This is a genomic window from Methylobacterium sp. 142-1Y (assembly GCF_057747795.1).
The window spans coordinates 5,854,193-5,878,916 of sequence record NZ_CM173224.1 but is presented as its reverse complement, the minus strand read 5'-3'; the positions used below and the strand labels follow the sequence as shown (position 1 = coordinate 5,878,916).

The 24,724-nt window shown below is 67.2% G+C and carries 16 protein-coding genes and 1 pseudogene; 12 read left to right on the top strand and 5 right to left on the bottom strand.

The window, feature by feature from the left end:
• Positions 1–11 precede the first annotated feature (11 nt).
• From AC3AOF_RS26945 to AC3AOF_RS26910, 8 genes and pseudogenes are all read left to right on the top strand, one after another.
• On the top strand, positions 12–2,984 hold the full coding sequence (locus tag AC3AOF_RS26945) for an anti-phage-associated DUF1156 domain-containing protein (RefSeq protein ID WP_488346998.1): 2,973 nt from the start codon (positions 12–14) through the stop codon (positions 2,982–2,984).
• Positions 2,984–5,782 (top strand): phospholipase D-like domain-containing anti-phage protein, encoded by a 2,799-nt coding sequence (locus tag AC3AOF_RS26940; protein WP_488346997.1) that lies wholly within the window; start codon positions 2,984–2,986, stop codon positions 5,780–5,782. The genes AC3AOF_RS26945 and AC3AOF_RS26940 overlap by 1 nt, the downstream gene beginning before the upstream one ends.
• Before the next feature lie 425 nt (positions 5,783–6,207).
• Entirely contained in the window at positions 6,208–8,232 is a 2,025-nt protein-coding gene (locus AC3AOF_RS26935; protein WP_488346996.1) for an AAA family ATPase, read from the top strand.
• Positions 8,222–8,497, top strand: a complete 276-nt coding sequence (locus AC3AOF_RS26930; protein ID WP_488346995.1) for a hypothetical protein — start codon at positions 8,222–8,224, stop codon at positions 8,495–8,497. Before AC3AOF_RS26935 ends, AC3AOF_RS26930 begins: the two co-directional genes overlap by 11 nt.
• Positions 8,498–8,540: 43 nt before the next feature.
• Complete coding sequence (locus tag AC3AOF_RS26925; RefSeq protein ID WP_488346994.1) at positions 8,541–8,786, top strand: hypothetical protein; 246 nt, start codon at positions 8,541–8,543, stop codon at positions 8,784–8,786.
• Between the two features lie 160 nt (positions 8,787–8,946).
• A complete protein-coding gene (locus AC3AOF_RS26920) occupies positions 8,947–9,303 on the top strand; it encodes a helix-turn-helix domain-containing protein (protein ID WP_488346993.1) in 357 nt (118 codons plus the stop codon).
• A gap of 3 nt (positions 9,304–9,306) precedes the next feature.
• Positions 9,307–11,088, top strand: coding sequence for a tyrosine-type recombinase/integrase (locus AC3AOF_RS26915; RefSeq protein ID WP_488346992.1), 1,782 nt, complete (start codon positions 9,307–9,309; stop codon positions 11,086–11,088).
• A 43-nt stretch (positions 11,089–11,131) separates the two neighbouring features.
• Positions 11,132–12,523, top strand: a pseudogene (locus AC3AOF_RS26910) (ComEC/Rec2 family competence protein); the annotation flags it as partial.
• Positions 12,524–12,834: 311 nt separating this feature from the next.
• Here the strand turns inward: AC3AOF_RS26910 and AC3AOF_RS26905 are convergent.
• The 4 genes from AC3AOF_RS26905 to AC3AOF_RS26890 all read right to left on the bottom strand — a co-directional run bounded on the left by AC3AOF_RS26905 (position 12,835) and on the right by AC3AOF_RS26890 (position 17,800).
• Positions 12,835–13,590, bottom strand: a complete 756-nt coding sequence (locus AC3AOF_RS26905; protein ID WP_236987959.1) for an ABC transporter ATP-binding protein — start codon at positions 13,588–13,590, stop codon at positions 12,835–12,837.
• Positions 13,587–15,365 (bottom strand): branched-chain amino acid ABC transporter ATP-binding protein/permease, encoded by a 1,779-nt coding sequence (locus tag AC3AOF_RS26900; protein WP_488346991.1) that lies wholly within the window; start codon positions 15,363–15,365, stop codon positions 13,587–13,589. Before AC3AOF_RS26900 ends, AC3AOF_RS26905 begins: the two co-directional genes overlap by 4 nt.
• 1 nt (position 15,366) lies before the next feature.
• Entirely contained in the window at positions 15,367–16,404 is a 1,038-nt protein-coding gene (locus AC3AOF_RS26895; RefSeq protein WP_488346990.1) for a branched-chain amino acid ABC transporter permease, read from the bottom strand.
• Positions 16,405–16,627: 223 nt separating this feature from the next.
• Positions 16,628–17,800: an ABC transporter substrate-binding protein gene (locus AC3AOF_RS26890; protein ID WP_488346989.1), complete on the bottom strand. Its 1,173-nt coding sequence runs from the start codon at positions 17,798–17,800 to the stop codon at positions 16,628–16,630.
• Between the two features lie 244 nt (positions 17,801–18,044).
• On the opposite strand from AC3AOF_RS26890, the gene paaG reads away from it, so the two are divergent.
• From paaG to AC3AOF_RS26870, 4 genes are all read left to right on the top strand, one after another.
• Entirely contained in the window at positions 18,045–18,848 is an 804-nt protein-coding gene (gene paaG, locus AC3AOF_RS26885; RefSeq protein ID WP_488346988.1) for a 2-(1,2-epoxy-1,2-dihydrophenyl)acetyl-CoA isomerase PaaG, read from the top strand.
• Positions 18,849–18,883: 35 nt separating this feature from the next.
• Entirely contained in the window at positions 18,884–19,309 is a 426-nt protein-coding gene (gene paaI / locus AC3AOF_RS26880) for a hydroxyphenylacetyl-CoA thioesterase PaaI (RefSeq protein ID WP_236992639.1), read from the top strand.
• 213 nt (positions 19,310–19,522) lie between these two features.
• Positions 19,523–20,872, top strand: coding sequence for a phenylacetate--CoA ligase PaaK (gene paaK / locus AC3AOF_RS26875; protein ID WP_488346987.1), 1,350 nt, complete (start codon positions 19,523–19,525; stop codon positions 20,870–20,872).
• Between the two features lie 12 nt (positions 20,873–20,884).
• Positions 20,885–21,511: a TetR/AcrR family transcriptional regulator gene (locus tag AC3AOF_RS26870; protein ID WP_236987965.1), complete on the top strand. Its 627-nt coding sequence runs from the start codon at positions 20,885–20,887 to the stop codon at positions 21,509–21,511.
• Positions 21,512–21,840: 329 nt separating this feature from the next.
• On the opposite strand, the gene secA is transcribed toward AC3AOF_RS26870, so the two are convergent.
• Positions 21,841–24,711 (bottom strand): preprotein translocase subunit SecA, encoded by a 2,871-nt coding sequence (gene secA, locus AC3AOF_RS26865; RefSeq protein WP_488346986.1) that lies wholly within the window; start codon positions 24,709–24,711, stop codon positions 21,841–21,843.
• Between the last annotated feature and the right edge of the window lie 13 nt (positions 24,712–24,724).

Here is a 24,724-nt window from a genome sequence, read left to right as displayed (position 1 = left end):
TGGATAGCCGCATGAACGCACCCGTCATGGTCAAGCCACCTCTTTCCCTTTCCCTCCAGGACGCTCCCTCTCTGATAGAGCGTGTCTGGCCCGCGCAGAAGATATCGGTCGAAGCTCAAAAGGAACGGAAGGCCGTGAAGGGCCAGACGCTCACCGGCCTCGGATCGTATTGGAAAGGGCGAAAGCCTTTGGTGTTGGTGAGGGCCTGCATTCTTGGCTCACTGCTGCCATCGACTGGAAATGACGAAGCTGACCTTAAGGTATTCGAAATTCTGTGCGGACTAGACGATTCACAAATCCCCGACCGCTTCAAGGTGGCCCTGACGGTCGCTGACATACAAGAATTTGGTAATACGGAACAGAAGGCCGCCCTTCTCGAAGAAGATGAGAAGGGCGTACGTTTTAGAAAGATGCCGAGAGAACAACGGATTGATCTGTTTGTCGAGGTTCTTAGGTCGATGCCATATCAGTCGCGCGTAGAGCGACTGCTGCGTCCGGAGGAAGTTCCGGAGAAGGATCTAACCGGTAAGTGGATGCAGATCGCTAACGAGCATCTAGGAACGAACGCAGAGTCTTTGGCCGAGTTAGTTGAGCAACTTGGTACAATGAGGTTTGGCCGGCGGCCGATCATCGCTGACACCTTTTGTGGCGGCGGTTCTATCCCGTTCGAGGCTGCGCGGATGGGCTGCGAAGCGCGCGCCTCAGATCTCAACCCAATTGCGTGCCTATTGACTTGGGGCGCAGTCAACATCGTTGGTGGCGACGATCTTCGCCGCGCTGGAATGAGAGAGGCAGAGACCCGCCTCATCGCTTCTATTGATGCCGAGATATCGAATCTAGGCATTGAACATGATCGCGATGGAAATAGGGCTAAAGCGTTTCTCTATTGCCTTGAAACGCGCTGCCCACAAACAGGCTGGCTCGTTCCGATGGCGCCGTCGTGGGTTATATCGAAGTCTAAAAAGGTAATCGCAGATCTGGTCCCTGACACTCAGAACAAAAGGTACGACATCGAGGTCAGGAGCGGCGTCAGCGACGAAGAAATGAAGAATGCTGCCCAGGGTACGGTTCAAAACGGACGCTTGGTTCATTCTGTTGATGGAGAAACATACGCCACTTCGATCAAAGCCATTCGCGGCGATCGAAGAGGCTCTGACGGCTCCACGCTTACATCCCTGAGACTCTGGGATAAGTCGGATTTCATGCACAATGAAACTGATATATTCCAGGAAAGGTTGTATGCCATACAATGGACAAGAGCAGAAACCATTGGAAAGGCACGCCCTCAGACCTTCTTTGCTTCAATTACAGAAGCAGATTTGGAGCGGGAGGCGCGCGTGCTTCAGATAGTGAAGTCGAATTTCCTGGATTGGCAACGGGAGGGTTTGATTCCCGACATGCCAATTGAACCCGGTGAAAAAACGCAGGAACTGATTAGAACTCGTGGTTGGACATACTGGCATCATGCGTTCACTCCCAGGGACTACATCATATTTGCCGCACTCCTAAAGCATGACTTAACTGCAGAAATTGCGGTCGCAATCCCATCATTACTAAATCACTCAAGCAAGTTATGCAGGTGGGGAACAACGAATGCCCCAGTTGATGCAAATGGACGGCAGCTTGGCGGTGCGCACGATCTCCCGCAGGATGTGTTTTACAATCAAGCTTACAACACTTTCTGGAATTACGCCTCGCGTGCGTCGAGCTTCTTGCTTCGCGACCTCGTTCTTTCTGACAGAAGCGCAAGGAATCCTCTGCCCGGAACAGCTGAAATCTCGAATATCTCGGCGTTAGATATTGAACATACATCGGATATTTATATTACCGATCCTCCATATGCTGATGCGGTGAATTATCATGAGATATCGGAGTTTTTCATAGCATGGCTCCGAAGGCGACCTGCGGATCCGTTCAAGCATTGGACGTGGGATGCTCGCCGCCCACTTGCCATTAAGGGCTCTGGCGAAGAGTTTCGTCACCGGATGGTTCACGCCTACGAGGCGATGTCCAAGCACATGCCTGAAAATGGCCAGCAAATTGTAATGTTTACACATCAAGATGCTGGTGTCTGGGCCGACATGGCTCAGATATTTTGGGGGGCCGGCCTGCAAGTTATGGCAGCTTGGTATATCGCTACCGAGACCACCTCAGAACTGAAGAAAGGCGGCTATGTCCAAGGAACCGTCATCATGGTTTTGCGCAAGAGGCGTGAACACATAGGCGGTTTCAAAGATGAAGTTGTGCAGGAGGTTAAATTCGAGGTCGCAGAGCAAATCGATACAATGATCGGATTGAATCAGAATCTGAGAGGACATGGCCGCGTCGAAAATCTTTTCGAGGACGCCGACCTACAGATGGCTGGTTACGCCGCCGCTCTCCGAGTTTTGACCCGATATTCGGTCATTGACGGTATTGACATGACCAAGGAGGCGCTCAGACCGCGCTCCAAGGTCGAGCGCAGCCTTGTCGGTGAGATCATCGACTTCGCCGTCCAAATTGCGAATGAACACATGGTTCCCGAGGGTATGCCCGCGATAGTATGGGAGTGCCTAACCGGAGCCGAGAGGTTTTTTTTCCGCATGATGGATGTAGAAACGACCGGCGCCCGCAAGCTCGATAACTATCAGAACTTCGCTAAGGCGTTCCGGGTGGCGGACTACGGCGCCCTCATGAGCAGCATGGAGGCTAACAAAGCCCATCTCAAGTCCGCCCGAGAGTTCAAGAAGGCAGGCTTCGAGGGTGGCGAGTTCGCCACGTCGAAGTCCAGGGCGCTGCTCTACGCGATCTGGGAGGTGGAAAAGGAGGTTGATGGGGACGAGGTCATCTCGCATCTCCGAGAGCTCGTTCCCGGTTACTTCTCCGTCCGTGAGGAGGTGATGGCATTGGCGGACTACGTGGCGCGTAAGCGTGCCACCGTCGATGAAGCCGAGGCTCGCGCTGCCCGCATCCTCCATGGCCTGATCCGGAACGAAGCGCTTTGATGGATGCGACGGCGCCCGCAGAGGGTACGGGCCGCAGGACGACCGACATCGTCGGCGGCGGCACGCTCGACCGCTTCTCGTCGCGGCTTGGCCGCCTTTCCAACGTCTACCTCAAGGACCGTCTCCGTGGAGCATCGGAGTACCTCAGGATCGCGGGCTACTTCCGTTCCTCGATCTTCGAACTCGTCAACGAGGAGATTGAAGGGATCGGGAAGGTCCGCATCGTCTGCAACTCGGACCTCGACCCGCAGGACATCAACGCCGCTAAGCAGGCCCGCGACCAGTTGCTGAAGGAGCGCTGGAACGAGGTCGACGACGCGGTCGAGGGCTTCCTGCGCCGGCCGCGCTACCGGCGCTTGTACGAGATCCTCAAGGGCGGAAACGTGGAGGTGCGCGTGGTCGCGCGCACCGACGCGCCTTTCCTGCACGGCAAGGCGGGCGTCGTGCGGCGACCGGACGGCACGGCCAGTGCCTTCATGGGCAGCCTCAACGAGACGCGCGAAGGCTGGTCGCAAAACTACGAGCTGGTCTGGGAAGATACCTCGCCCGATGGGGTCGCCTGGGTCGAGGACGAGTTCGAGCATCTCTGGGCCAGGGGAAAGCCTCTCCCGGATGCGATCGTCGAGGAGATCGGCCGTGCGTCGAAGCGGGCCGAGGTGAAGCTCGCGGACCTGCGACCGGCCGACGTGGCGCCGGCGGCGCTGGTCGAGAGCAGCCTCTACCGGCGGGGCGAGCAGCTCATGCCGTGGCAGCGCGCCTTCGTCGGTATCTTCCTCCAGCACCGCGAGACCTACGGGGACGTGCGCCTGCTCCTCGCCGACGAGGTCGGCGTCGGCAAGACGCTGTCGCTCGCCGGAAGCGCCCTCGTGTCGGCTCTCCTCGGTGATGGTCCAACCTTGATCCTGTGCCCGGCGACTCTGACGACGCAGTGGCAGCTCGAACTGAAGGACAAGCTGAACATTCCCTCCGCGGTGTGGCTATCGACGGAGAAGGCCTGGCAGCTTGATCCGGACGAGCTGCCTCTGCCGTCGGTGGGGGCTTCCGGCGTCCTGAGCTGCCCCCGCCAGATCGCGATCGTGTCCACTGGCCTCATCTTCCACAAGACGGAGGAGCGCGACCACCTGTTGTCGAAGACCTTCGGGATGGTTGTGCTCGACGAGGCACACCGGGCACGGGGGAGCCGCATCCTGGGGAAAGACGACCGCAAGCCGAACAATCTCCTCGCCTTCATGCTGGGGATCGCCCCACGGACCCGTCACGTGCTTCTCGGGACGGCCACCCCGATCCAGACGGATGTGCAGGATCTGTGGGACCTCCTGAAGATCCTTGGGCAGGGGGCCCGTCACGTGCTCGGTGACGGTTGGAGTACATGGGTGGACCCGGCCAAGGCCATCCCCCTCGTGACGGGCAGCAAGAGGGTCATTGACGATAGGGAAGCTTGGGAGCTCTTCCGAAATCCCTTGCCACCATCGAAGGAGCCCGAGATCGTATTCGGGCAGATGCGGCAGGCGGTCGGGCTCCGGGACGACCAGTTCGTGTGCGACCTGCCGTACAGCCAGATCCCGGACGAAGACGGGTTCCTCCATGGCTACTTCGAGGACGAGGTTCTCTCCGAGAAAGCCGGCCTCGGTTTCTTCCAGCGCAACAACCCGGTCGTTCGCCACGTTGTCCTCCGGAAGCGCGCGACGCTGGAGGAAGAGGGCCTAATCCCTCGCATTCCAGTCGACATCCATCCCTTGCCAGATCAGACCCGTCCCAGCTTCTTCGACGGGCTCGGGCTTCGGACCTCGGCAGCCTTCGACGATGCCTATCAGGCTGCGGAGCGGTTCACGGTAGCTTTCGGCAGGCGGCAGAAGTCGGCCGGCCTGCTTAAGGGGCTCGTCCTGCAGAGGCTATGTTCGAGCTATGCGAGCGGCATCGCGACCGCCCGGAAGCTCCTGGAGGGCCGCGCGCTAGATGACGAAGATTTGGTCCTGGAACTCGGTGACGAAGGCATGCTCGTCATCGACGAGGAGCGAAGACACCTTCAAACCATCCTGGATGCCCTGGGTCCCCACCCGACCGACCCGAAGCTCGACGCCGTCCTTCACTTCCTCCAGGAGAGCTCGCCCCGTTGGCTCGACCTCGGCTGTATCGTGTTCAGCCAATACTACGACACGGCGCGATGGATCGGTGAGCGCCTTACGGAGCGGCTCGGTCGCGAGACGGTGGCGGTCTATGCCGGCGCCGGAAAGTCGGGATTGTTCCGCGACCGCGAGTGGATGAGCGTCGAGCGCGAGCAGATCAAGAAGGCCGTACGGGAACGGACGATCCGCCTGGTCGTAGCAACCGACGCCGCCTGCGAGGGGCTGAACTTGCAGACCCTTGGCACCCTCATCAACGTCGACCTACCCTGGAATCCCTCGCGGTTGGAGCAGCGGATCGGCCGGATCAAGCGTTTTGGCCAGCGTCGCGACAGGGTCGACATGCTAAACCTCGTCTATCACGGTACGATCGACGAGCGTGTTTACGCAGCCCTCTCGGATCGCATGCGCAACCGGTATGACATCTTCGGAACGCTGCCTGACGTCATCGAGGACGACTGGATCTCGGACATCGAGCGGCTCGACGAGGCCCTGAAGGACTTCACGAACCGGCGTGAGAAAGCGAGGGCAAATGCCTTCGACCTGCGCTACGCGATGGATGTGAACCCAACTGACGAGCGGTGGGAATTGTGTGACCGCGTTTTGTCGCGAGCCGACGTGGTCGAGACGCTTTCGCGTGGCTGGGGGGAGAGAACGTCACGCAAAACGATTTGAAGCGTCGTATGCGCACTACCGGCGCTCGACTCAATGGTTAAATGCTGGTTAAGCATCCCGTTCGGATCCCCGCTTTCCACCGCAGTAGGAAATTTTCCGATCCATTCTTGCGCGGCGATTGACGGCGATTCCTGCTGTTCTGTATCTGTTTCCCTGCGCCTGGATGGCGCCCCATGCGCTACCGGCCCGGTGCCGGAGCTCCATCCCGCCCTCGTAGCTGACGCTCGGGCGGACCCAGCCTGGAAAGCTCTCCCGATGCCCATGCGAGCCCCGCGAAAACGGGTGACCCGCCGGCGTTCCGACCGGCTCGTGACGCATGTCGCCAAACCTGGCCCGCGTCGCATCCCTCGCACCGAACCGAAACCTCCCGGGGTCTGACCGGGCCGCGATCGCGGCCGGCTGCCTCGCGCATGGAGGCAGCCAAGATGTCCAGCTCCCAGACCGGCGGAAAGCCGAAGCACGGTCACGACGCGTTCTTTCCCGTTGAGATGCCGCACGGCGACGCGAGATTTCCCGCCGACGACGCACAGACGCCCTACGTCCGGCACGGCCTCGCCGGCCTGCGCGCCGCGCGTGAGGTGCTGCCCGCCGCCGCGCTCCTTGAAGCCCTCGGCCCGGCCGGCCTGCGCCGTCTGCGTGCCCCGGGAAGCCTGGCGGTCGTCGTCGAGGTTCCGACGGCCGACTGGTGCCAGCATGTCGGTAGCGCCCTTCGCGACATCGCCCCCTTCGTCCACGTCGAGGTGCGCGACGGATCCTCGAAGACGCAGCACAAGCCGAGCGAGGGCAACGACAAGGTCGCGCGGCTGCTCTCCGAGGGCGCCCGCGTCGCCGGCGTCTCGCACGTCCCGGAGCGCTATTTGCCCGAGACCCTCGTCGCAGCGGCCGACCTCGTCGTCCGCATCGGCCCGCCCTCGAACCGTGTCGTCGCGGAGACGATCCGCGCCGCTACGGGCAAGCGCGTCCGCCGCATGCCCCCGGCGGTCTCGGGGTCGCTCAACCTCGACGAGCTGACCTCGCAGATCCGGATCGGCTCCACGCCCCGCGAGTGCATCGCGCGGATCCGCTCGATCGCCGAGGCGCGCTCGGGCATCGATCCCCAGCTCGGCGAGGTGCCGGACCTGGAGACGCTCCACGGCTACGGCGGCCCTGCCATGGGGTGGGCGAGGGATCTCGTCCGGGACCTGGACGCCTGGCGCGAGGGCCGTCTTGACTGGTCCGCGGTCCAGCGGACCGCGCTGCTCTACGGCCCGCCCGGAACGGGAAAGACCTCCTTCGTCCGGTCCGTGGCGAAGTCCGCGCGCATCCCGCTCATCGCGACGTCCGTGAGCGGGTGGTTCACCGGCTCGAACGGGTACCTCGACGGCGTCCTCAAGGCCTTCGAAGGCAAGCTCGCCCTCGCCGCGGCCCAGGCCCCAGCGCTGCTCTTCCTCGACGAGGTCGACGCGATCCCGAGCCGCGATGGCTTGAGCGCCCGCGGGCGCGACTGGTGGACCCCCGTCATCACCGGGGTGCTCGCCGCCCTCGACAGCACGACATCCGGAGACGCCTCCAGGCTCATCGTCGTCGGCGCGACCAACCACCTGTCGGCACTCGATCCGGCGATGATCCGGCCCGGCCGGCTGTTCCCGACGATCGAGATCGCGCGCCCCTCGCCCGAGGATCTCGCGGGCATCCTCCGGCAGCACCTCGGTGCCGACCTGCCCGGCGAGGACCTGATGCCGGTGGCGATGATCGGCGCCGGCGCCACCGGGGCGGAGGCGGTCGGGTGGATCAAGGCCGCGCGCTCCGCGGCCCGCGCCGAGGGCCGTCGCATGGTCGTCGCCGACCTCGCCAGTGCCGTGTCGCCCGGCGACGACCGAACGGCCGAGGAACTCGCGGTCTGCGCGCGCCACGAGGCGGCCCATGCCGTCGCGGCCCGGATCCGTGACATCGGCGCGCTCCGCTCGGTGAGCCTCGCCATGGGCGCAGGCACGGCCGGATCGGTCCGCGCCCTGCTCCACGGTCGAGCGCTGATGACCCGGGCTCAGATCGAGGACCTCGTGATCGTCGCGCTCGCGGGCCGGGCGATGGATGCCCTCGGCGGGACGGCGAACACCGGCGCCGGCGGGGGACCGGGCAGCGACCTGGCGAAGGCCACCCAGCTCGTCGCCTCCATCCACGCGACGTTCGGGCTCGGCGACGAGCTCGCGATCCGCGGCGGACCCGACGCGGCGGTCGCCGCGATGCGCGACGACCCCGCCCTGCGCCGGGTCGTCGAGCGGGATCTCCAGGCCCTCTATGCCCGGGCCGTGGCGTTCGTGCGCGACCACCGTCCCGCGATCGAGGCGGTGGCCCAGCGGCTCGTCGCGACCCGTGTCCTCTCGGGGGAGGAGGTCGAGCGCCTGATCCGAAGCCACGCCGGAACCCCGGCGCGGTCGAACCGCAACGGGAGGACACGCGATGCGCGATGAGACGAACCCCGACGCCCAGGTGGGGCAGCTGTTCCGCCGGCTCTCCACGATGCGGGTCGAGCTCGGAGAACCCGCGTTCGAGCGGACGATCAGGGACCTGTTGAAGACGCTCGGCAGCGCCGCCCTGCGCGAGGCCGAGGCCCGTGCCCAGGTCCTTCGGGACCGTGGCGTCCGGCGCCCGGGCGACATCGCGGTCCGCCCCTTCGCCGCCCGCTCTTCGCCCATGGATCCCTGGCCAGGCGACTTCGAGGGAGATCAGCCATGAGATCACGCATATGTGAACTCATGTGGTGGGGAAAACCGAACGCTTGGATGAAGGCGCGCAGCCGGCAATCGCCCAAAGGATCGGTGCCTCTTTCCTTGGAACCAACCAAATCAAAGAGTTAGCTGGAGAAAAGCTCGATTCCCGGCCGGTCGATCGCCTCGTGTCGGTAAAGGATTGGAACGCCAATCTTTTAACCCACAAACTACTGAAATCACTGGTGTATTTTCGATCCGGCGATCCCGCCGGCATCGTTTCCGAAGATTCGACGGCCAGGGAGGTCGCGTCCTAGCACGGACGTGCGGCGCCGGCCTCAAGGCGACCCGCCGAACCCGGTCCGGGTGAAAGACCCGGCCACCCATGGAGAAGGTCCCCGAGTGGGACGGAGCGAGGATCGAGACATGTTCGCGACGAGAGACCGCGCGCCCCTTGAGGCGCGCGAAGGAGAAGCCATGCCCGCGCCGGCCCGCGCCGGAGGTCCGGACGCCGAGATCGCGTTCGACTTCGATCGCGTCTTCACCGTGCGGGAGACGGCCGAGCGCCTCGGCATCTCGCCGAGGCAGGTGGAGATGCACATCGCCGACGGTACGCTGGCGGCCGTCGACGTCGGGCGCGGCTCCGCGCGCCGCGACCTGCGGATCCTGGACGAGGATCTCGACCGGTTCGTGGAGGCCCGCAAGGTTGCCGGAGCGTTCGGGGCCTCTCACGCCCCGGCTCCTCGAAGGAGCTCGCAGCCGCCGGCGGCGGCCCCGCTCGCCGGCACCTTCATCGCCCAGCGGCGCGCCCGCGCGTCCAAGGGGAGGGCTTGAGCCATGGCCGAGGCCAAGCGGAAGCCGAACCCCAAGAGGGCCGGCGCGAAGCACACGAGCGGCCCGAAGAAGGGGAAGTGGGTCTACTGGAGCGAGAGCAAGGGCCGGTGGGACTTCGACTACACGCTGTGGAAGAAGCGCCACTTCGGCGATACCGGCTGCACGCGCAAGGACGAGGCGGAGCGCTTCGCCCGGGAGCATCGCGACGAACAGATCGCGCATCATATCCGCGTCCACGGCACGCCCGGGATCGCCAAGAAGCAGCGGGACGCCCCGCTGGAGACGGCGGTCGACCGGTTCTACGCCGAGCGGATGCACCTCGACGTCGGCCATGCGGACAATCTGTACATGCTTCACAACGTGGTCGACGCGTTGGGCGAGAGGACCATGCTGAGCGCGATCGACGACGACGCCGTCGTCCGGTTGATCGGGGCGCTGGAGAACCTCGACTTTCGTGAAGACCCGGCGCGCGGCAAGATCAGCGAGGAACGGGTCAATTCCCACATAAAGATGCTGCGCCGCATGATGCGTCACGCGGTCGGCACGTGGAAGTTCCACCTGCCCGACATGCCCGACTGGCCACGCCATACGCTGGCTGACGCCCCGCGCAAGCGGGAGGCCAGCCTCGGTGATCTCGACAGGATCGCGCAAGAATGGCGGGAGGATTACTGGCCGGCCCTCCAATTCCTTTACGAGGGCGGGCAACGGCTCACGAACTCCGTCGAGCTGACCTGGGGCCAGGTCGACTTCGTCACCGGCGTGATCCGCTTCAACGTCAAGGCTCCCGCTACGGGCCGCGGACGCAAGCGTCGGGACGTGGAGCGGCGGCGTAAGTCGGCCGAGATCCCGATCACTCCTGCGCTCGAACGCATCCTGCGCACGGAGTGGGAGAGGCCGGATCGGCACGAGACGGCGGTGTTCACCTTCGTATGCCGCGCCACGTACCGCTGCCCCAGGACCGGTAGGCAGATGGAGCGGGGCGTGCGCTACCCGATCCGACGCAAGTCGTTCCAGGCGTATTGGCACAGGGTCCGGGATCGGATCGGGATCAAGGATCTGCGCATCCACGACCTGCGCCGGACCCGGGGGTCGCTCATGCTGCGAGCCACCGGGGACATCTCCAAGGTGCAGGCCCTGCTGAAGCACTCGGACATCCAGACGACTTCGAGGCACTACGCCCACGTGGCGTCGGCCGACCTGTACGCGGCGATGGTGCAGACGAACGCCTACGTGTCGAGCCTGCGCGCCCGCTTCGAGGCCGCGCAGGGGCTGCCTGGACCCTCGCCGGTCCCCGCAGTAGAATTTTCCCGTGACAATCCCGAGGCGGACCCCGCCAAAGGGCTAAGCCACGAGGCCGAAAAGCCATTCTCGTCCACGTCGTCCATCCATTCATCTTCTCTCACGAGTTTTGAGGGGGATGGGGAAGATGGCGCAAGGGAGTGGTTAAGCGATTGTGGGGGAATGGTTTTTCTGCCTAGGACATCGAACTTTCGCCCGTTTGTGATCAACCTCCATTTCCCTGGACCCGCACCGGACGGCAGCATGGTGCGGCTAAATTCCCGTAGGAATCCCGGGGTCGGCGATGAGCCGATGGTTATTCAGCTGCCCGGCTTTCCACGAAACATGACCGACCTGATGAACGCGTTCGCCCAGGTCCTTAGGTGGCGCCCGATCCGCAATCGTCTCCTGTCCGTGTTCGAAGCCATGGCCGACGAACGGCAACCGGACGACTTGGTCGACCTCGGCGGTGCTCCGTTTCGACCGGATCAGGACGACTGCGACTAAGCGCTGCCCGACAATCTAACTCTGCCGGCCTATCCACGACATTGTTGTTTCGATCTCCGGTCTCCACATGGTGCTGGCCGCCGGCGTGGTGTTCTGGCTCGCCCGGGCGCTCCTCGCCTTAGGCCCGGGGCTGGCGCTCTCCTGGCCGATCAAGAAGATCGCCGCCGCCTTCGCGATGGTCGGGGTCACCGGCTACTGCGCCTTCTCGGGCTGGGACCTCGCCGCCGAGCGCTCGCTGGTGATGACCCTGGTGATGCTGGGCGCGATCCTGGTCGACCGGCCGGCGCTCAGCCTGCGCAACCTGGCGCTGGCGGCGCTGATCTCGCTCGCCCGCGAGCCGGAAGGTCTCCTGGGCCCGAGCTTCCAGATGTCGTTCGGGGCGGTGGCCGGGCTCATCGCCTGCGCCCGGCTGATCGACGGACGGCTCTGGAACCCGGAAGGCGCCGGGCCGATCACCCGGGCGCTCGCCTGGTGCCTCGCCACGGTGATCGGCACGCTCGCCACCACGCTCGTCGCGCAGATCGCCACCGCACCCTTCGCCACCTACCACTTCCAGACCGTGCAGCCCTTCGGCCTCGTCGGCAACGCCCTGACCCTGCCGCTCGTCTCGCTGGTGGTGATGCCGGCAGCCGTGCTCGGCATCCTGGCCACCCTCTTCGCCCTCGACCGGCCGGTCTGGTGGACGATGGGCTTAGCCGTGCGCGGGATGATCGACATCTCGGCCTGGATCGAGGGCTTCGATCGCGCCACCCTCGTGCTGCCGGCCTTCGGCCCGGGCGCGCTCGGGCTGATGACGGTAGCGTTGCTGCTGCTGGTGCTGCCGGTCTCAGGGCTACGCTGGCTCGGCCTCATTCCCGGACTTCTCGGCATCGCACTCGCCGCGAGCCCGGTGCGGCCGGACCTCTATGTCGACCGCGAGGGCGGCGGCGCGGCCCTGCGCGGGGCCGACGGCCGCCTCGTGGTGTTGGGCAAGCCCCACGCCTTCGGGCTCGAGCAATGGCTGAAGGCCGACGGCGACGGCAGGTCCCGCGACGAATCCGGACTGAGCGCCGGCGCCCGCTGCGACAAGCTCGGCTGCGTCGGCCACGGGCCCGGCGGCGTGAGCGTGGCGCTGGTGCGCGACAAGCGCGCCTTCCCGGAGGATTGCGCCCGGGCGACCGTGGTGATCTCGCGCCTGGAGGCGCCGCCGGGTTGCGCCGCCAAGCACATCCTCGACCGGATATTTCTCGCCGCGCACGGGGCGACGACCTTGCGCTTCACGGCGGAGGGGGTGGTGATCGAGACGGCCAAGCGGCCAGGCGAGACGCGGCCGTGGCGGCCGGCGCCCGTCGTGAAGGCGCCGGCACCGCCCGCCGCGCCGGTGCCGGGCCCGGCGCCTCGTCCGGCGCCCGCGGCGCCGGAGGGTGAGGCGGAGGAGGGGCAGGGCGAGCCGTGAGGCGGGGCTTCCCTCTTGCCTGCTACCAAGACCCGGGACGCGGGCGAGGGCTGCCGCACCTGAACCCTCCCCCCTCTGCGGGGGAGGGTGCCCCACGGAGTGGGGCGGGAGAGGGGAACCACGCTTCCGGAGAGGTCGCGACCATGATGACGGGCGCCATACCCGGCATCGTCGCGCTGCCCCTCTCCCGGCCTACTTCGTAGGCCACCCTCCCCCGCAGAGGGGGGAGGGTTATGCGTGGCGGCCGTCACTTCCTGGTTGCGCAGCCGACTGTGTCGTATCCCGTGTCGCAACCCGGTTGGGCGGCGCTCTCAACGCCCTGCCGCAGCCCGCCCCTGCGGCGCCTCGTCGACCGCCAGCGTGCCGAGATAGGTCTCGACCACCCGGGCATCACCCTGGAGCGTGCGGCTGTCGCCCTGGAGCACGACGCGGCCGCCGTCGAGGACGTAGCCGTGATCGGCGATCTGGAGCGCCGCGCGGGCGTTCTGCTCGACGAGGAGGATCGCCACCCCTTCGTCGCGCAGGCGCGCCACCGTGCGCATCACCTCGGCGACGATCAGCGGGGCGAGGCCGAGGCTCGGCTCGTCGAGCATCAGCAGGCGCGGCCGGCCCATGAGGGCGCGGGCCATGGCGAGCATCTGGCGCTCGCCGCCCGAGAGCGTGCCGGCGTGCTGGCGCCGGCGCTCGGCGAGGCGGGGGAAGAGCCGGTACATCTCGCCGATGTCGCCGCCGCCGCCTTTGCCGCGGAACCGGAAGGCGCCGAGCTTCAGGTTGTCCTCGACGCTCATCGTGGCGAACAGCTCGCGCCGCTCGGGGATCAGGCTCAGGCCCTGCGCCACCCGCGCCTCGACGGGCAGCCGCGTCAGGTCGCTCCCCTCGAACAGGATGCGGCCGCGGGCCGGCAGCACCCCCATCAGGGCGTTCAGCAGCGTGGTCTTGCCGGCGCCGTTGGCGCCCAGCACCGTGACGAGCCGCCCGGGCGCGACGCTGAGCGAGATGCCCCGCACCGCCTCGACCTTGCCGTAGGCGACCGACAGGTTCTCCGCTTCGAGCATGGCCTGCGTCATGCGGCGCTCCCCAGATAGGCCTCGACCACCGCCGGATCGCGGCGCACGGTGGCGGGCGCGCCCTCGCACAGCTTGGCGCCGAAATTCATCACCACCAGCCGGTCGGCGAGCCCCATCACGAAATCCATGTCGTGCTCGACGAGCAGGATGCCGAGGCCTTCCTGGCGCAGGCGGCGCAGCAGGTCGCCGAGCGCCTGCTTCTCCTGGTGGCGAAGCCCGGCGGCCGGCTCGTCGAGGAGGAGGAGCTGGGGGCCGAGGCAGAGCGCCCGGGCGATCTCGACGATGCGCTGCTGGCCCAGCGCCAGGCTGCCCGCCGGCAGGTCGCGGCAGGCGGAAAGCCCCACCCGGGCGAGCTGGCTCTCGGCCTCGGCGAAGAGCGCGGCTTCTTCGGCCGCGTCGAGCCCGAGCGCGCCGCGGACCGGACCGGCGGAGCCGCGCAGGTGAGCGCCCAGCGCCACGTTCTCGATCGCCGACATGCCGGCGACGAGCTTGACGTGCTGGAAGGTGCGGGCGCAGCCGAGCCGGGCGATGCGCCGGGCCGGCAGGCCGGTCACCTCGCGGCCCCCGAGCCGGACCGCCCCGGAGGTCAGCCGCGCGACGCCGGTGACGAGGTTGAAGGTGGTGCTCTTGCCCGCCCCGTTCGGTCCGATCAGCGCCACCACCTCGCCGGCCTCGACCGAAAAGCCGATGTCGTTGACCGCGACGAGGCCGCCGAAGGTTTTTCTGAGGTTCGCGGCCTCCAGCAGGACCGTGCCGGCGGCGGCGGCCGGGCGCGGCGCCAGGGGCTCCGCGGCCGGCCCGCGATCCGGCGGCCCCGAGACCGTGCGGCGGACGATCAGCGGCCACAGGCCCTCCGGCGCGCGCTGGAGCATCAGCACCAGCAGCACCCCGAACACGATCGCCTCGAAGTTGCCCTGACTGCCGAAGACCAGCGGCAGCACGTTCTGGAGCTGGTCCTTCAGCACCGTCACCAGCACGGCGCCGAACACGCCGCCGCCGATCGAGCCGGCCCCGCCGATCACCGCCATCAGCAGGTACTCGATGCCGGCATTGATGCCGAACGGCGTCGGGTTGATGGCGCGCTGGATATGGGCGTAGAGCCAGCCCGAGAGCGCCGCCAGCACCGCCGCATAGACGAAGGCGACGATCTTCACCCGCGCGGTGTCGACCCCGAAGGATTCGGCTGCCACGACCCCGCCCTTCAGCGCCCGGATCGCCCGGCCGGTGCGCGAGCGCAGCAGGCGGTGGGTGAGCCAGAGGCAGATCCCGAGGAACCCCCAGGTGAGGAGCAACGCCTCGCCGCCGCCGAGGACGGGATAGCCGAGGATCGCGATCGGCGGCAGGCCGGTCAGGCCGTCGTAGCGGCCGAGCGCGTCGGTGTTGCCGAGCACGTAGAAGAACGAGATGTTCCAGGCGATCGTGCCGAGCGGCAGGTAATGGCCCGACAGGCGTAGGGTGATCGCGCCGATGACCCAGGCGGCGATGCCCGACAGCAGCAGGGCCACCGGCAGCGACAGCCAGGGCGACAGCCCTCCTTGGGTGGTCAGCAAGGCCGTGGCGTAGGCGCTGATGCCGACGAACATCGCCTGCCCGAAGGAGGTGATGCCCGCGACCCCGGTGAGCACGACGAGGCCGGTGACCACGATCGCCGAGAGGCCGGCATAGGTGAGCAGCGTGAGCCAGAACGGCGGCACGCCGGGCAGGAACGGCAGGGCGACGACGGCCAGCGCAGTCAGGCCGGCCAGAGTGCCGGTGGGCGTGAGGCGGGCGGGCATCTTACTCCTCGTCCTCGATCGGGGCCGAGCGCAGGGAGCGCCAGAGCAGGACCGGGATGATCGCCATGAACACGATCACCTCCTTGAAGGCACTGGCCTCGAACGAGGCGACGGATTCGATGATGCCGACGAGGATCGCCGCGGCCGCCGCCGCCGGATAGCTCGCGAGCCCGCCGATGATCGCCGCGACGAAGCCCTTGAGGCCGATGAGGAAGCCGGTGTCGTAATAGACCGTGGTCAGCGGCGCGATCAGCACGCCCGAGAGCGCCCCGATGAAGGCCGCGACCGAGAAGCTGAGCCGGCCGGCGAGCGAGGGCGCGATGCCCATCAGCCGGGCCCCGAGCCGGTTGACCGCGGTGGCGATCAGCGCCTTGCCGAGCAGCGTGCGCGAGAAGAACAGCCACAGCCCGACGATGATCGCCAGCGTCAGGCCGATCATCCACAGCGACTGCCCGCTGATGAGCAGGGGCCCGGCCGGGAACGAGGCCTCCGACAGGGGCGGGGTGCGCGAGCCCTCCGCGCCGAAGAAGACGAGGCCGAGGCCCGTCAGCGCCAGATGGACGCCGACCGAGGCGATCAGCAGCACCAGCACCGAGGCATGCGCCAGCGGCCGGAACGCCACCGCGTGCAGGAAGCCGCCCATCGGCGTCACGATGGCGAGCGTCACCAGGATCTCGACGAGGAGCCCCGGCTTCATCGGCGCCAGGATCCAGGCGGCCGCGGCGACGATCACCGGCAGGGCGAGGTCGCGCAAGCCGAGGCGCAGGAGCGTCCGGCGATCGAGGGTGTGGCGGCCCTCCGCACAATCGGCCAGGAAGGCGAGGCCGCCGAGGCCGAGGAGCAGCGGCACGGTGCCCGGCAGGGTGCCGGCCTCCAGGCTCGCCAGCGTCAGCGCCCCGTAGGCGACGAACTCGCCCTGCGGGATCAGGATCACCCGGGTGACGGTGAAGACCAGGACCAGCGACAGGGCGATCAGCGCGTAGATCGCGCCGTTCACGACGCCGTCCTGGAGGAGGAGAAGGAGGATCGTGGCGTCCACGGAATGGTATCCTGGGCGTCGTGGGAGATGTCGAATTTTTATGTCTATCCCACACGCGACCTCATCCTGAGGTGCGAGTGAAACGAGCCTCGAAGGAGGGCTCCAGTGATCGCAGAGATGTCTGGAGCCCTCCTTCGAGGTCAGTCCATCTGCGATGGACTGACACCTCAGGATGAGGTGGAGGAAGGGATCGTTGCCGGCGCGATTGGCGCGGCCCTACCCGTCAATTCGTCGCCGACAACAGCTTCCACTTGCCGTTCTCGATCGTCACCATCACGCGGGCGCGGTCGTCCTGGCCGACATGGTCGGTAGGGGTCATGTTGACGACGCCGTTGGTGTAGACGACGTCCTTCAAGCCCTCGATCGCGTCGCGGAGCGCCGAACGGAACTCAGGGGTACCCGGCTTGGCGGTCTTGAGCGCCACCGGGATCGCGTTCGCCAGCAGCACCTCGGCATCGTAGGCGTGGCCGCCGAAGGTCGCGAGCGAGCCCGCCCCGAATTTCGCCTCGTAGGCCCTGGTGTAGTCGAGGGCGACCTTGCGCACCGGGTTCGATTCCGGAAGCTGCTCGGCGACGAGCAGCGGGCCGGCGGGCAGCACCGTGCCTTCCAGGTCCTTGCCGCCGACGCGCAGGAAGTCGGCATTGGCGACGCCGTGGGTCTGGTAGTACTTGCCGGCGTAGCCGCGCTCCTTGAGCGTCTTCTGCGGCAGCGCCGCGGGCGTGCCCGAACCGGCGATCAGCACCGCGTCGGGACGCGCCGCCATCACCTTCAGCACCTGGCCGGTGACGCTGGTATCGGTGCGGGCGTAGCGCTCGGTCGCGGCGAGCTTGATGCCCTTGGCCTCGAGCCGCGGGGTGATCTCGGCGAGCCAGCCGTCGCCATAGGCGTCGTTGAAGCCGATGAAGCCGACCGACTTCACCCCCGCCTTGGCCATGTGTGTAGCGATCGCCTCGGCCATCAGGCCGTCGTTCTGCGGCGCCTTGAACACCCAGCGGCGCTTGTCGTCCATGGGAGCGACGATCTTGGACGAGGCCGCCAGGCTGATCATCGGCACCTTGGCCTCGGCCGCGACCTCGACCATGGCGAGCGAGACCGGCGTCACCGAGGAGCCGACGATGGCATCGACGTGATCGTCGCTCGCGAGCTTGCGCGCGTTGGCGACGCCCTTGGTGGTGTCGGTGGCGTCGTCGAGGACGATCCACTCGACCTTCTGGCCGCCGATCTCGGTCGGCAGCAGCGTCATGGTGTTGGCCTGCGGGATGCCCAGCGAGGCCGCCGGGCCGGTCTTGGCGATGGTGACGCCGATCTTGATCGGCTGTGCCAGCACGGGTCCGGCCAGAACGGTGCCGGCCAGAAGAGGGCCGATAAGGGCGAGCGCCCAGACGATGCGCCTCATGGTCATGTCCTCCCATTCGGAGCCGCGCCGGTTGGAGCCCGGTCGCCGGCATCGCGCGCCTCGTTGGGCCCGCGGATCGTTGCTTTGCAATTCCCCGCGGCCGCCGTCCACCCTGGCGTTCGGCTAACGGCATCCGCGTTTGACTTCGTTCCCCGGGGTTTATAATTTACCGTCCGGTTGGTCAATAGATCGCGCCGGCGGCTCCGAAGGGCTCGACACGGCGGGACGGGGAGGGCGTAACCACATGAGCGAGACGAGCGAGACCTTGGTACTGACGGAGCGCCACGCGGGTTACCGCGTGCTGGTGCTCAACCGGCCCGACCGGCTCAACGCCTTCAACGAGCCGCTGCACCTCGCCCTCCGCGAGGCGCTCGGCGCCGCCGCCGCCGATCCGGAGTGCCGGGCGCTGATCCTCACCGGGGCGGGGCGCGGCTTCTGCGCCGGCCAGGACCTCTCGGCCCGCAACTTCGCGCCCGACGTCGTGCCGGACCTCTCCCGGACCCTCGCGGAATTCTACAACCCGCTGGTCAAGCAGATCCGCGACCTGCCGATGCCGCTGATCTGCGCCGTCAACGGCGTGGCGGCGGGGGCGGGCGCCAGCCTCGCCTTTCACGGCGACCTCGTGCTGGCCGCGCGCTCGGCCAAGTTCCTCCAGGCCTTCGCCAAGCTCGGGCTGATCCCGGATGCCGGCGGCACCTGGCTGCTGCCGCGCCTCGCCGGCCGGGCCCGGGCCCGCGGCATGGCGCTCCTGGCCGAGCCGATCACCGCCGAGCAGGCGGAAGCCTGGGGCATGATCTGGCGGGTGATCGACGATGCCGACCTGATGGCCGAGGCGCATCGGCTGGCCGCGCAACTGGCGCAGGCGCCGACCTACGGTCTCGCCTTGATCCGCCGCGCCCTCGACGCCTCGGAGACGAACGACCTCGACCAGCAACTCCAGGTCGAGAGCGAGTTGCAGGGCGAGGCCGGGCGCTCGCCGGATTACCGCGAGGGCGTGGCCGCCTTCCTGGAGAAGCGCCCCGCCCGCTTCACCGGGCGCAAGCGGTGAGCCCGGAGGAGATTGCCCGCGCCTGCGCGGCGGCGATGTGGGCGGAGGACCGGGCGAGCCAGGGACTCGGCATGCGCCTCGACCATGTCGGCCCGGGCGAGGCGGTCCTGTCGATGCGGGTGCGCGACGACATGACGAACGGCCACGGCTCGTGCCACGGCGGCTTCATCTTCGCGCTGGCCGATTCGGCCTTCGCCTTCGCGTGCAACGCCTACGATCAGCGGGCGGTGGCGCAAGCCTGCGCCGTCACCTTCCTGCGGCCGGGGAAGCGCGGCGAGGTGCTGACGGCGCGGGCCGTCGAGCGGGTGCGCGAGGGGCGCTCCGGCATCACCGACGTGACGGTGACCGATGCGGAGGGCCACGTGGTGGCGGAGTTCCGCGGGCATTCGCGGACCGTGCCGGGGACGGTGCGGGCGGGGGAGGGTGGGGCTGTGCCGTCTGCCCGGTCGGAGCCTGGCTGAACGCCATCATCCCCTTATCCCACCCGCGACCTCATCCTGAGGTGTCAGTCGATTGAAAATCGACTGACCTCGAAGGAGGGCTCCAGGGATCGAAAGACTTCTGGAGCCCTCCTTCGAGGCTCGCTTCGCTCGCACCTCAGGATGAGGTCGCAAGTGGGATGATCGGGTTAATCTACGAATGGAAAGTCAAAAAATATTTCAGGGAGAAACGCCATGCTCCAGATCGCCCCCCGCAAGCTCACCCGCATGGTCCCGGAGGCTTCCGAGCTCGACCGGTTCGAGACCGCCTCCAGGCCTGAGCTCGCCGCCTGGCAGCGCGAGAAGCTGCGCGAGACCCTGCACCACGCCTACGCCAACGTGCCGCATTACCGTGCCGCCTTCGACGCCGCCGGCGTGCACCCGCGCGATTTCCAGGATCTCCCCGACCTCGCCCGCTTTCCCTTCACCGCCAAGGCGGATCTCCGGGCGAACTACCCATTCGGGATGTTCGCGGTGCCGCGCGAGCAGGTGTCGCGCATCCACGCGTCATCCGGCACCACCGGCAAGCCGACGGTGGTCGGCTACACCAAGGCCGACATCGACATCTGGGCCGACGTGGTGGCGCGCTCGATCCGCGCCGCCGGCGGGCGGCCCGGGATGCTGGTCCACGTCGCCTACGGCTACGGCCTGTTCACCGGGGGATTGGGCGCCCATTACGGTGCCGAGCGCCTCGGCTGCACGGTGATCCCGATGTCGGGCGGCATGACCGAGCGCCAGGTCCAGCTGATCCAGGATTTCCGGCCCGACATCATCATGGTGACGCCGTCCTACATGCTGGCGATCCTCGACGAGTTCCGCCGCCAGGGGCTCGACCCGCGGGCCTCCTCGCTCAAGGTCGGCATCTTCGGGGCCGAGCCCTGGACCAACGCCATGCGCCAGGAGATCGAGGAGGCGTTCGACCTCCACGCCGTCGACATCTACGGCCTGTCCGAGGTGATGGGACCGGGGGTGGCGAGCGAGTGCGTCGAGACCAAGGACGGCCTGCACATCTGGGAGGACCACTTCTACCCGGAGATCGTCGATCCGCGCACCGGCGCGGTCCTGCCGGACGGGGAGGAGGGGGAGCTGGTCTTCACCTCGCTCACCAAGCAGGCGATGCCGGTGATCCGCTACCGCACCCGCGACCTGACCCGGCTGCTCCCCGGCACCGCCCGGGCGATGCGGCGGATGGAGAAGATCACCGGCCGCTCCGACGACATGATGATCGTGCGCGGGGTCAACGTCTTTCCGAGCCAGATCGAGGAGAAGATCCTGACGATCCCGGCGCTCTCGGCGCATTACCAGGTGGTGCTGGCGCGCGAGGGCCGGATGGACACCATGACGATCCGCGTCGAGGCGCGGCCGGAGGCCGACATCGCGGATTTGCGCGAGGCCGCGGCCGACCGGCTCTGCCAGGCGGTCAAGGACACGATCGGCGTCACCACGACGGTCGAGGTGCTGCCGCCGGGGGGAATCGAGCGCTCGCTGGGCAAGGCCCGCCGGGTCATCGACCAGCGCCCGCGCGAGTCACGACAGAACCAGTAGCGACGAGACCCCATGGCCCGCACCCGCGCCAGCGACTACGACGACAAGCGCCGGGCGATCCTCGATCGCTCGGCCGAACTCTTTGCCGCCCACGGCTACGACCGCGCCTCGATGAGCCGGATCGCCGAGGCCTGCGGCGTCTCGAAGGCGAACCTGTATCACTACTATCGCGACAAGGACGAGATCCTGTTCGACGTGATCCGGCTCCACCTGGAGGAGCTGCTGGAAGCCGTCGAGGCCGCCGACCGTCCGGGCCTCGCGCCGGAGCCGCGCCTGCGCGGCCTCGCCGAGGCGCTGCTCGAGGCCTACCGGGATGCCGACGCCCAGCACAAGGTGCAGATCAACCATCTCGGCCTGCTCCCGCCCGAGCGGCAGGCGGAGCTGAAGGCGAGCGAGCGCGAATTGGTGCGGCTGTTCTCCGAGGCGATTGCCGGAGTGGCACCGCACCTCGCCGGGACGCCCTTGCTCAAGCCCGTGACCATGTCGTTCTTCGGCATGGTCAACTGGCACTATCTCTGGTTCAAGCCCGGCGCCGGACTGACCCGGGCGGATTACGCCGATCTCGTCACCCGGCTGATCGCCGAGGGGGCGCGGGGGATCGTGGGGGAACGGTCACCGGAGGTGCGGGTGGCGGGGTGAGGCTTGCCGGATGCCGTCTGGCAATCCTTCTCCCTGCGCAAGGCTGTCCGGGGGAATAAAAAGGCGCAGGTTTACCCTCTCCCCGCGGGCGGGGAGAGGCCTTTGCCCCCCTGGTCGGGGGCGAAGGTAGCCCGTAGGGCGATGGTAAGGGGGAGTTTCAGGATGTGGCTCCTCCGGAAACACCCCCTCACCCTCGCTCCGGCTTTCGCCTCCGCTCGCCGCGTCCCCTGGACGGTGACGCGGCCCTCTCCCCGCCCGCGGGGAGAGGAGAGGACCCGCGCCATTCTTTTCCCCCGCAGAGGGGGGAAGGTTCATCGGCGAGCTGACGATCACACCTCCGCGGCGAAGCGGCCGTGGCAGTGCTTGTACTTCTTGCCCGAGCCGCACGGGCAGGGCTCATTGCGGCCGACGCGACCCCAGGTCGTCTCGTCGTCGGGTTTGCGCTCCAGCACCGGCGCGTCCGAGTTGAGTGCCTGGCCGGCATACTCGTAGGCGCCGCCGCCGCCGCCCGCCGGGCCCTCCGCGAAGGCGAACTCGTTCTCGCCGGTCACCGGGTCGAGGTGCTGGGGGAACATCGGCGGCAGGCTCGGCTGCTCCGGCTCCTGGTACATGATCTCGACCCGCATCAGCTGGCCGGTCACCTGCTCGCGAAGCGAGCCCACCAGGCTGTTGAAGAGGTCGAACGCCTCCGACTTGTACTCGTTGAGCGGATCGCGCTGGGCGATGCCGCGCCAGCCGATCACCTGGCGCAGGTGGTCGAGGGTGACGAGGTGCTCGCGCCAGAGATGGTCGAGGCTCTGGAGCAGGACCTGCTTCTCGACATAGGCCATCACCTCCGGGGTGTTGCGGGCGGTGCGCTCGGCGTAAGCGTCGTCGGCGGCCTTGCGCAGGCGCTCGCGGATCTCCTCGTCGGCGATGCCCTCTTCCTTGGCCCATTCCTCGACCGGCACGTCGAGATTGAGGTCGCGGGTCACGCTCTCGCGCAGGCCCGCGATGTCCCACTGCTCCGGATAGGCGTCCTCGGGCACGTGGCGCGCCACCACGTCGTCGATCACGCCCTGGCGCATCTCGTCGACGGTCTCGCGCACGCTGTCCTGCGCCATGAACTCGCGGCGCTGCTCGAACACGACCTTGCGCTGGTCGTTCATGACGTTGTCGTACTTGAGCACGTTCTTGCGCATGTCGAAGTTGCGGGCTTCGACCTTCTGCTGCGCCTTGGCGATCGCCTTGTTGATCCAGGGATGGATGATCGCCTCGCCCTCCTCGAGCCCGAGGCGCTGGAGCATGCCGTCCATGCGGTCGGAGCCGAAGATCCGCATCAGGTCGTCCTGAAGCGAGAGGTAGAACTTCGAGCGGCCGGGATCGCCCTGGCGGCCGGAGCGGCCGCGCAGCTGGTTGTCGATGCGCCGGCTCTCGTTGCGCTCGGTGCCGACGATGTAGAGGCCGCCGGGCAGCGCGACTTTACGACCGGCCGCCGGGTCGGCGGGCTCGCCGGAGGCCAGGACCTTGGCGCGGTTCTGCTCGATCTCGGCCTTCAGGGTGGCGATGCGGGCGTCGCGCTCCGGCCCCTCGGGGACGTCGGCGAGCTCCTGCTCGATCCGCATGTCGAGGTTGCCGCCGAGCTTGATGTCGGTGCCGCGGCCGGCCATGTTGGTGGCGATGGTGATCGCGCCGGGCACGCCCGCCTCGGCCACGATGTAGGCCTCCTGCTCGTGGAAGCGGGCATTCAGCACCGCGAAGCGCTTGGTCACCCGGCCCTCGCGGGCCGCCGCATAGACGTCCTCCAGCGCCGACGGGTCGCTGTAGTCGAGCGGCGTGTAGCCGTGCTTCACCAGGAGGCCGGCGATGTGCTCCGAGCGCTCGATCGACCCGGTGCCGACCAGCACCGGCTGGAGGCGGGCATGCGCCTTGTCGATCTCCTTGATGATCGCGGCGTATTTCTCGTCGACGGTGCGGTAGACCTCGTCGTCCTCGTCGACGCGCTCGACCTCCTTGTTTGTCGGGATCTCGACCACTTCGAGGTTGTAGATCTCGTGGAACTCGTCCGCCTCGGTCGAGGCGGTGCCGGTCATGCCGGCGAGGTGCTTGTACAGGCGAAAATAGTTCTGGAAGGTGATCGAGGCCAGCGTCTGGTTCTCGGGCTGGATCTCGACCCGCTCCTTGGCCTCCAGCGCCTGGTGCAGCCCTTCCGAGTAGCGCCGGCCGGGCATCATGCGGCCGGTGAACTCGTCGATGATGACCACCTCGTCGTTGCGGACGATGTAGTCCTTGTCGCGGGTGAACAGGGTATGGGCGCGGAGCGCCTGGTTGACGTGGTGGACCAGCGTCACGTTGTGGGCGTCGTAGAGGTCGCCCTCCTTGAGGATGCCGGCCTCGCGCAGCAATTCCTCGATGTGCTCGTTGCCGTCCTCGGTCAGCGAGACGGTGCGCTGCTTCTCGTCGAGGTCGTAATCCTCGCGCTTGAGCCGCGGCATCACCGCGTCGATCATGGTGTAGAGATCGGAGCGGTCGTCGATCGGACCCGAGATGATCAGCGGCGTGCGCGCCTCGTCGATCAGGATCGAATCGACCTCGTCGACGATCGCGAAGTTGTGCCCGCGCTGGACCATCTGGCCCAGCTCGTACTTCATGTTGTCGCGAAGATAGTCGAAGCCGTACTCGTTGTTGGTGCCGTAGGTGATGTCGCAGGCGTACGCCGCCTTGCGCTCGGCGTCGTCGAGGCCGTGGACGATGATGCCGGTGGTGAGCCCCAGGAAACGGTAGACCCGGCCCATCCATTCCGCGTCGCGGCGGGCGAGGTAGTCGTTGACGGTGACGACGTGGACGCCCTTGCCCGACAGGGCGTTGAGATAGGTGGCGAGCGTCGCCACCAGGGTCTTGCCCTCGCCGGTCTTCATCTCGGCGATGCCGCTCTCGTGCAGCACCATGCCGCCGATCATCTGCACGTCGAAGTGGCGCTGGCCGAGCACGCGCTTGGCCGCCTCGCGCACCGTGGCGAAGGCCGGGACCAGGATGTCGTCGAGCGTCTTGCCGGCGGCGAGCTCGGCCTTCAGCATGTCGGTGCGGGCGCGCAGAGCCTCGTCGGTCAGGGCCGCCAGCTCGGGCTCGAGGGCGTTGATCGCCTGGACGCGGGGTCGGTATCCCTTCACCCGGCGGTCGTTGGACGACCCGAAGATCTTCTTGGCAAGGGAACCCAGCATCGTGAACCTGCGA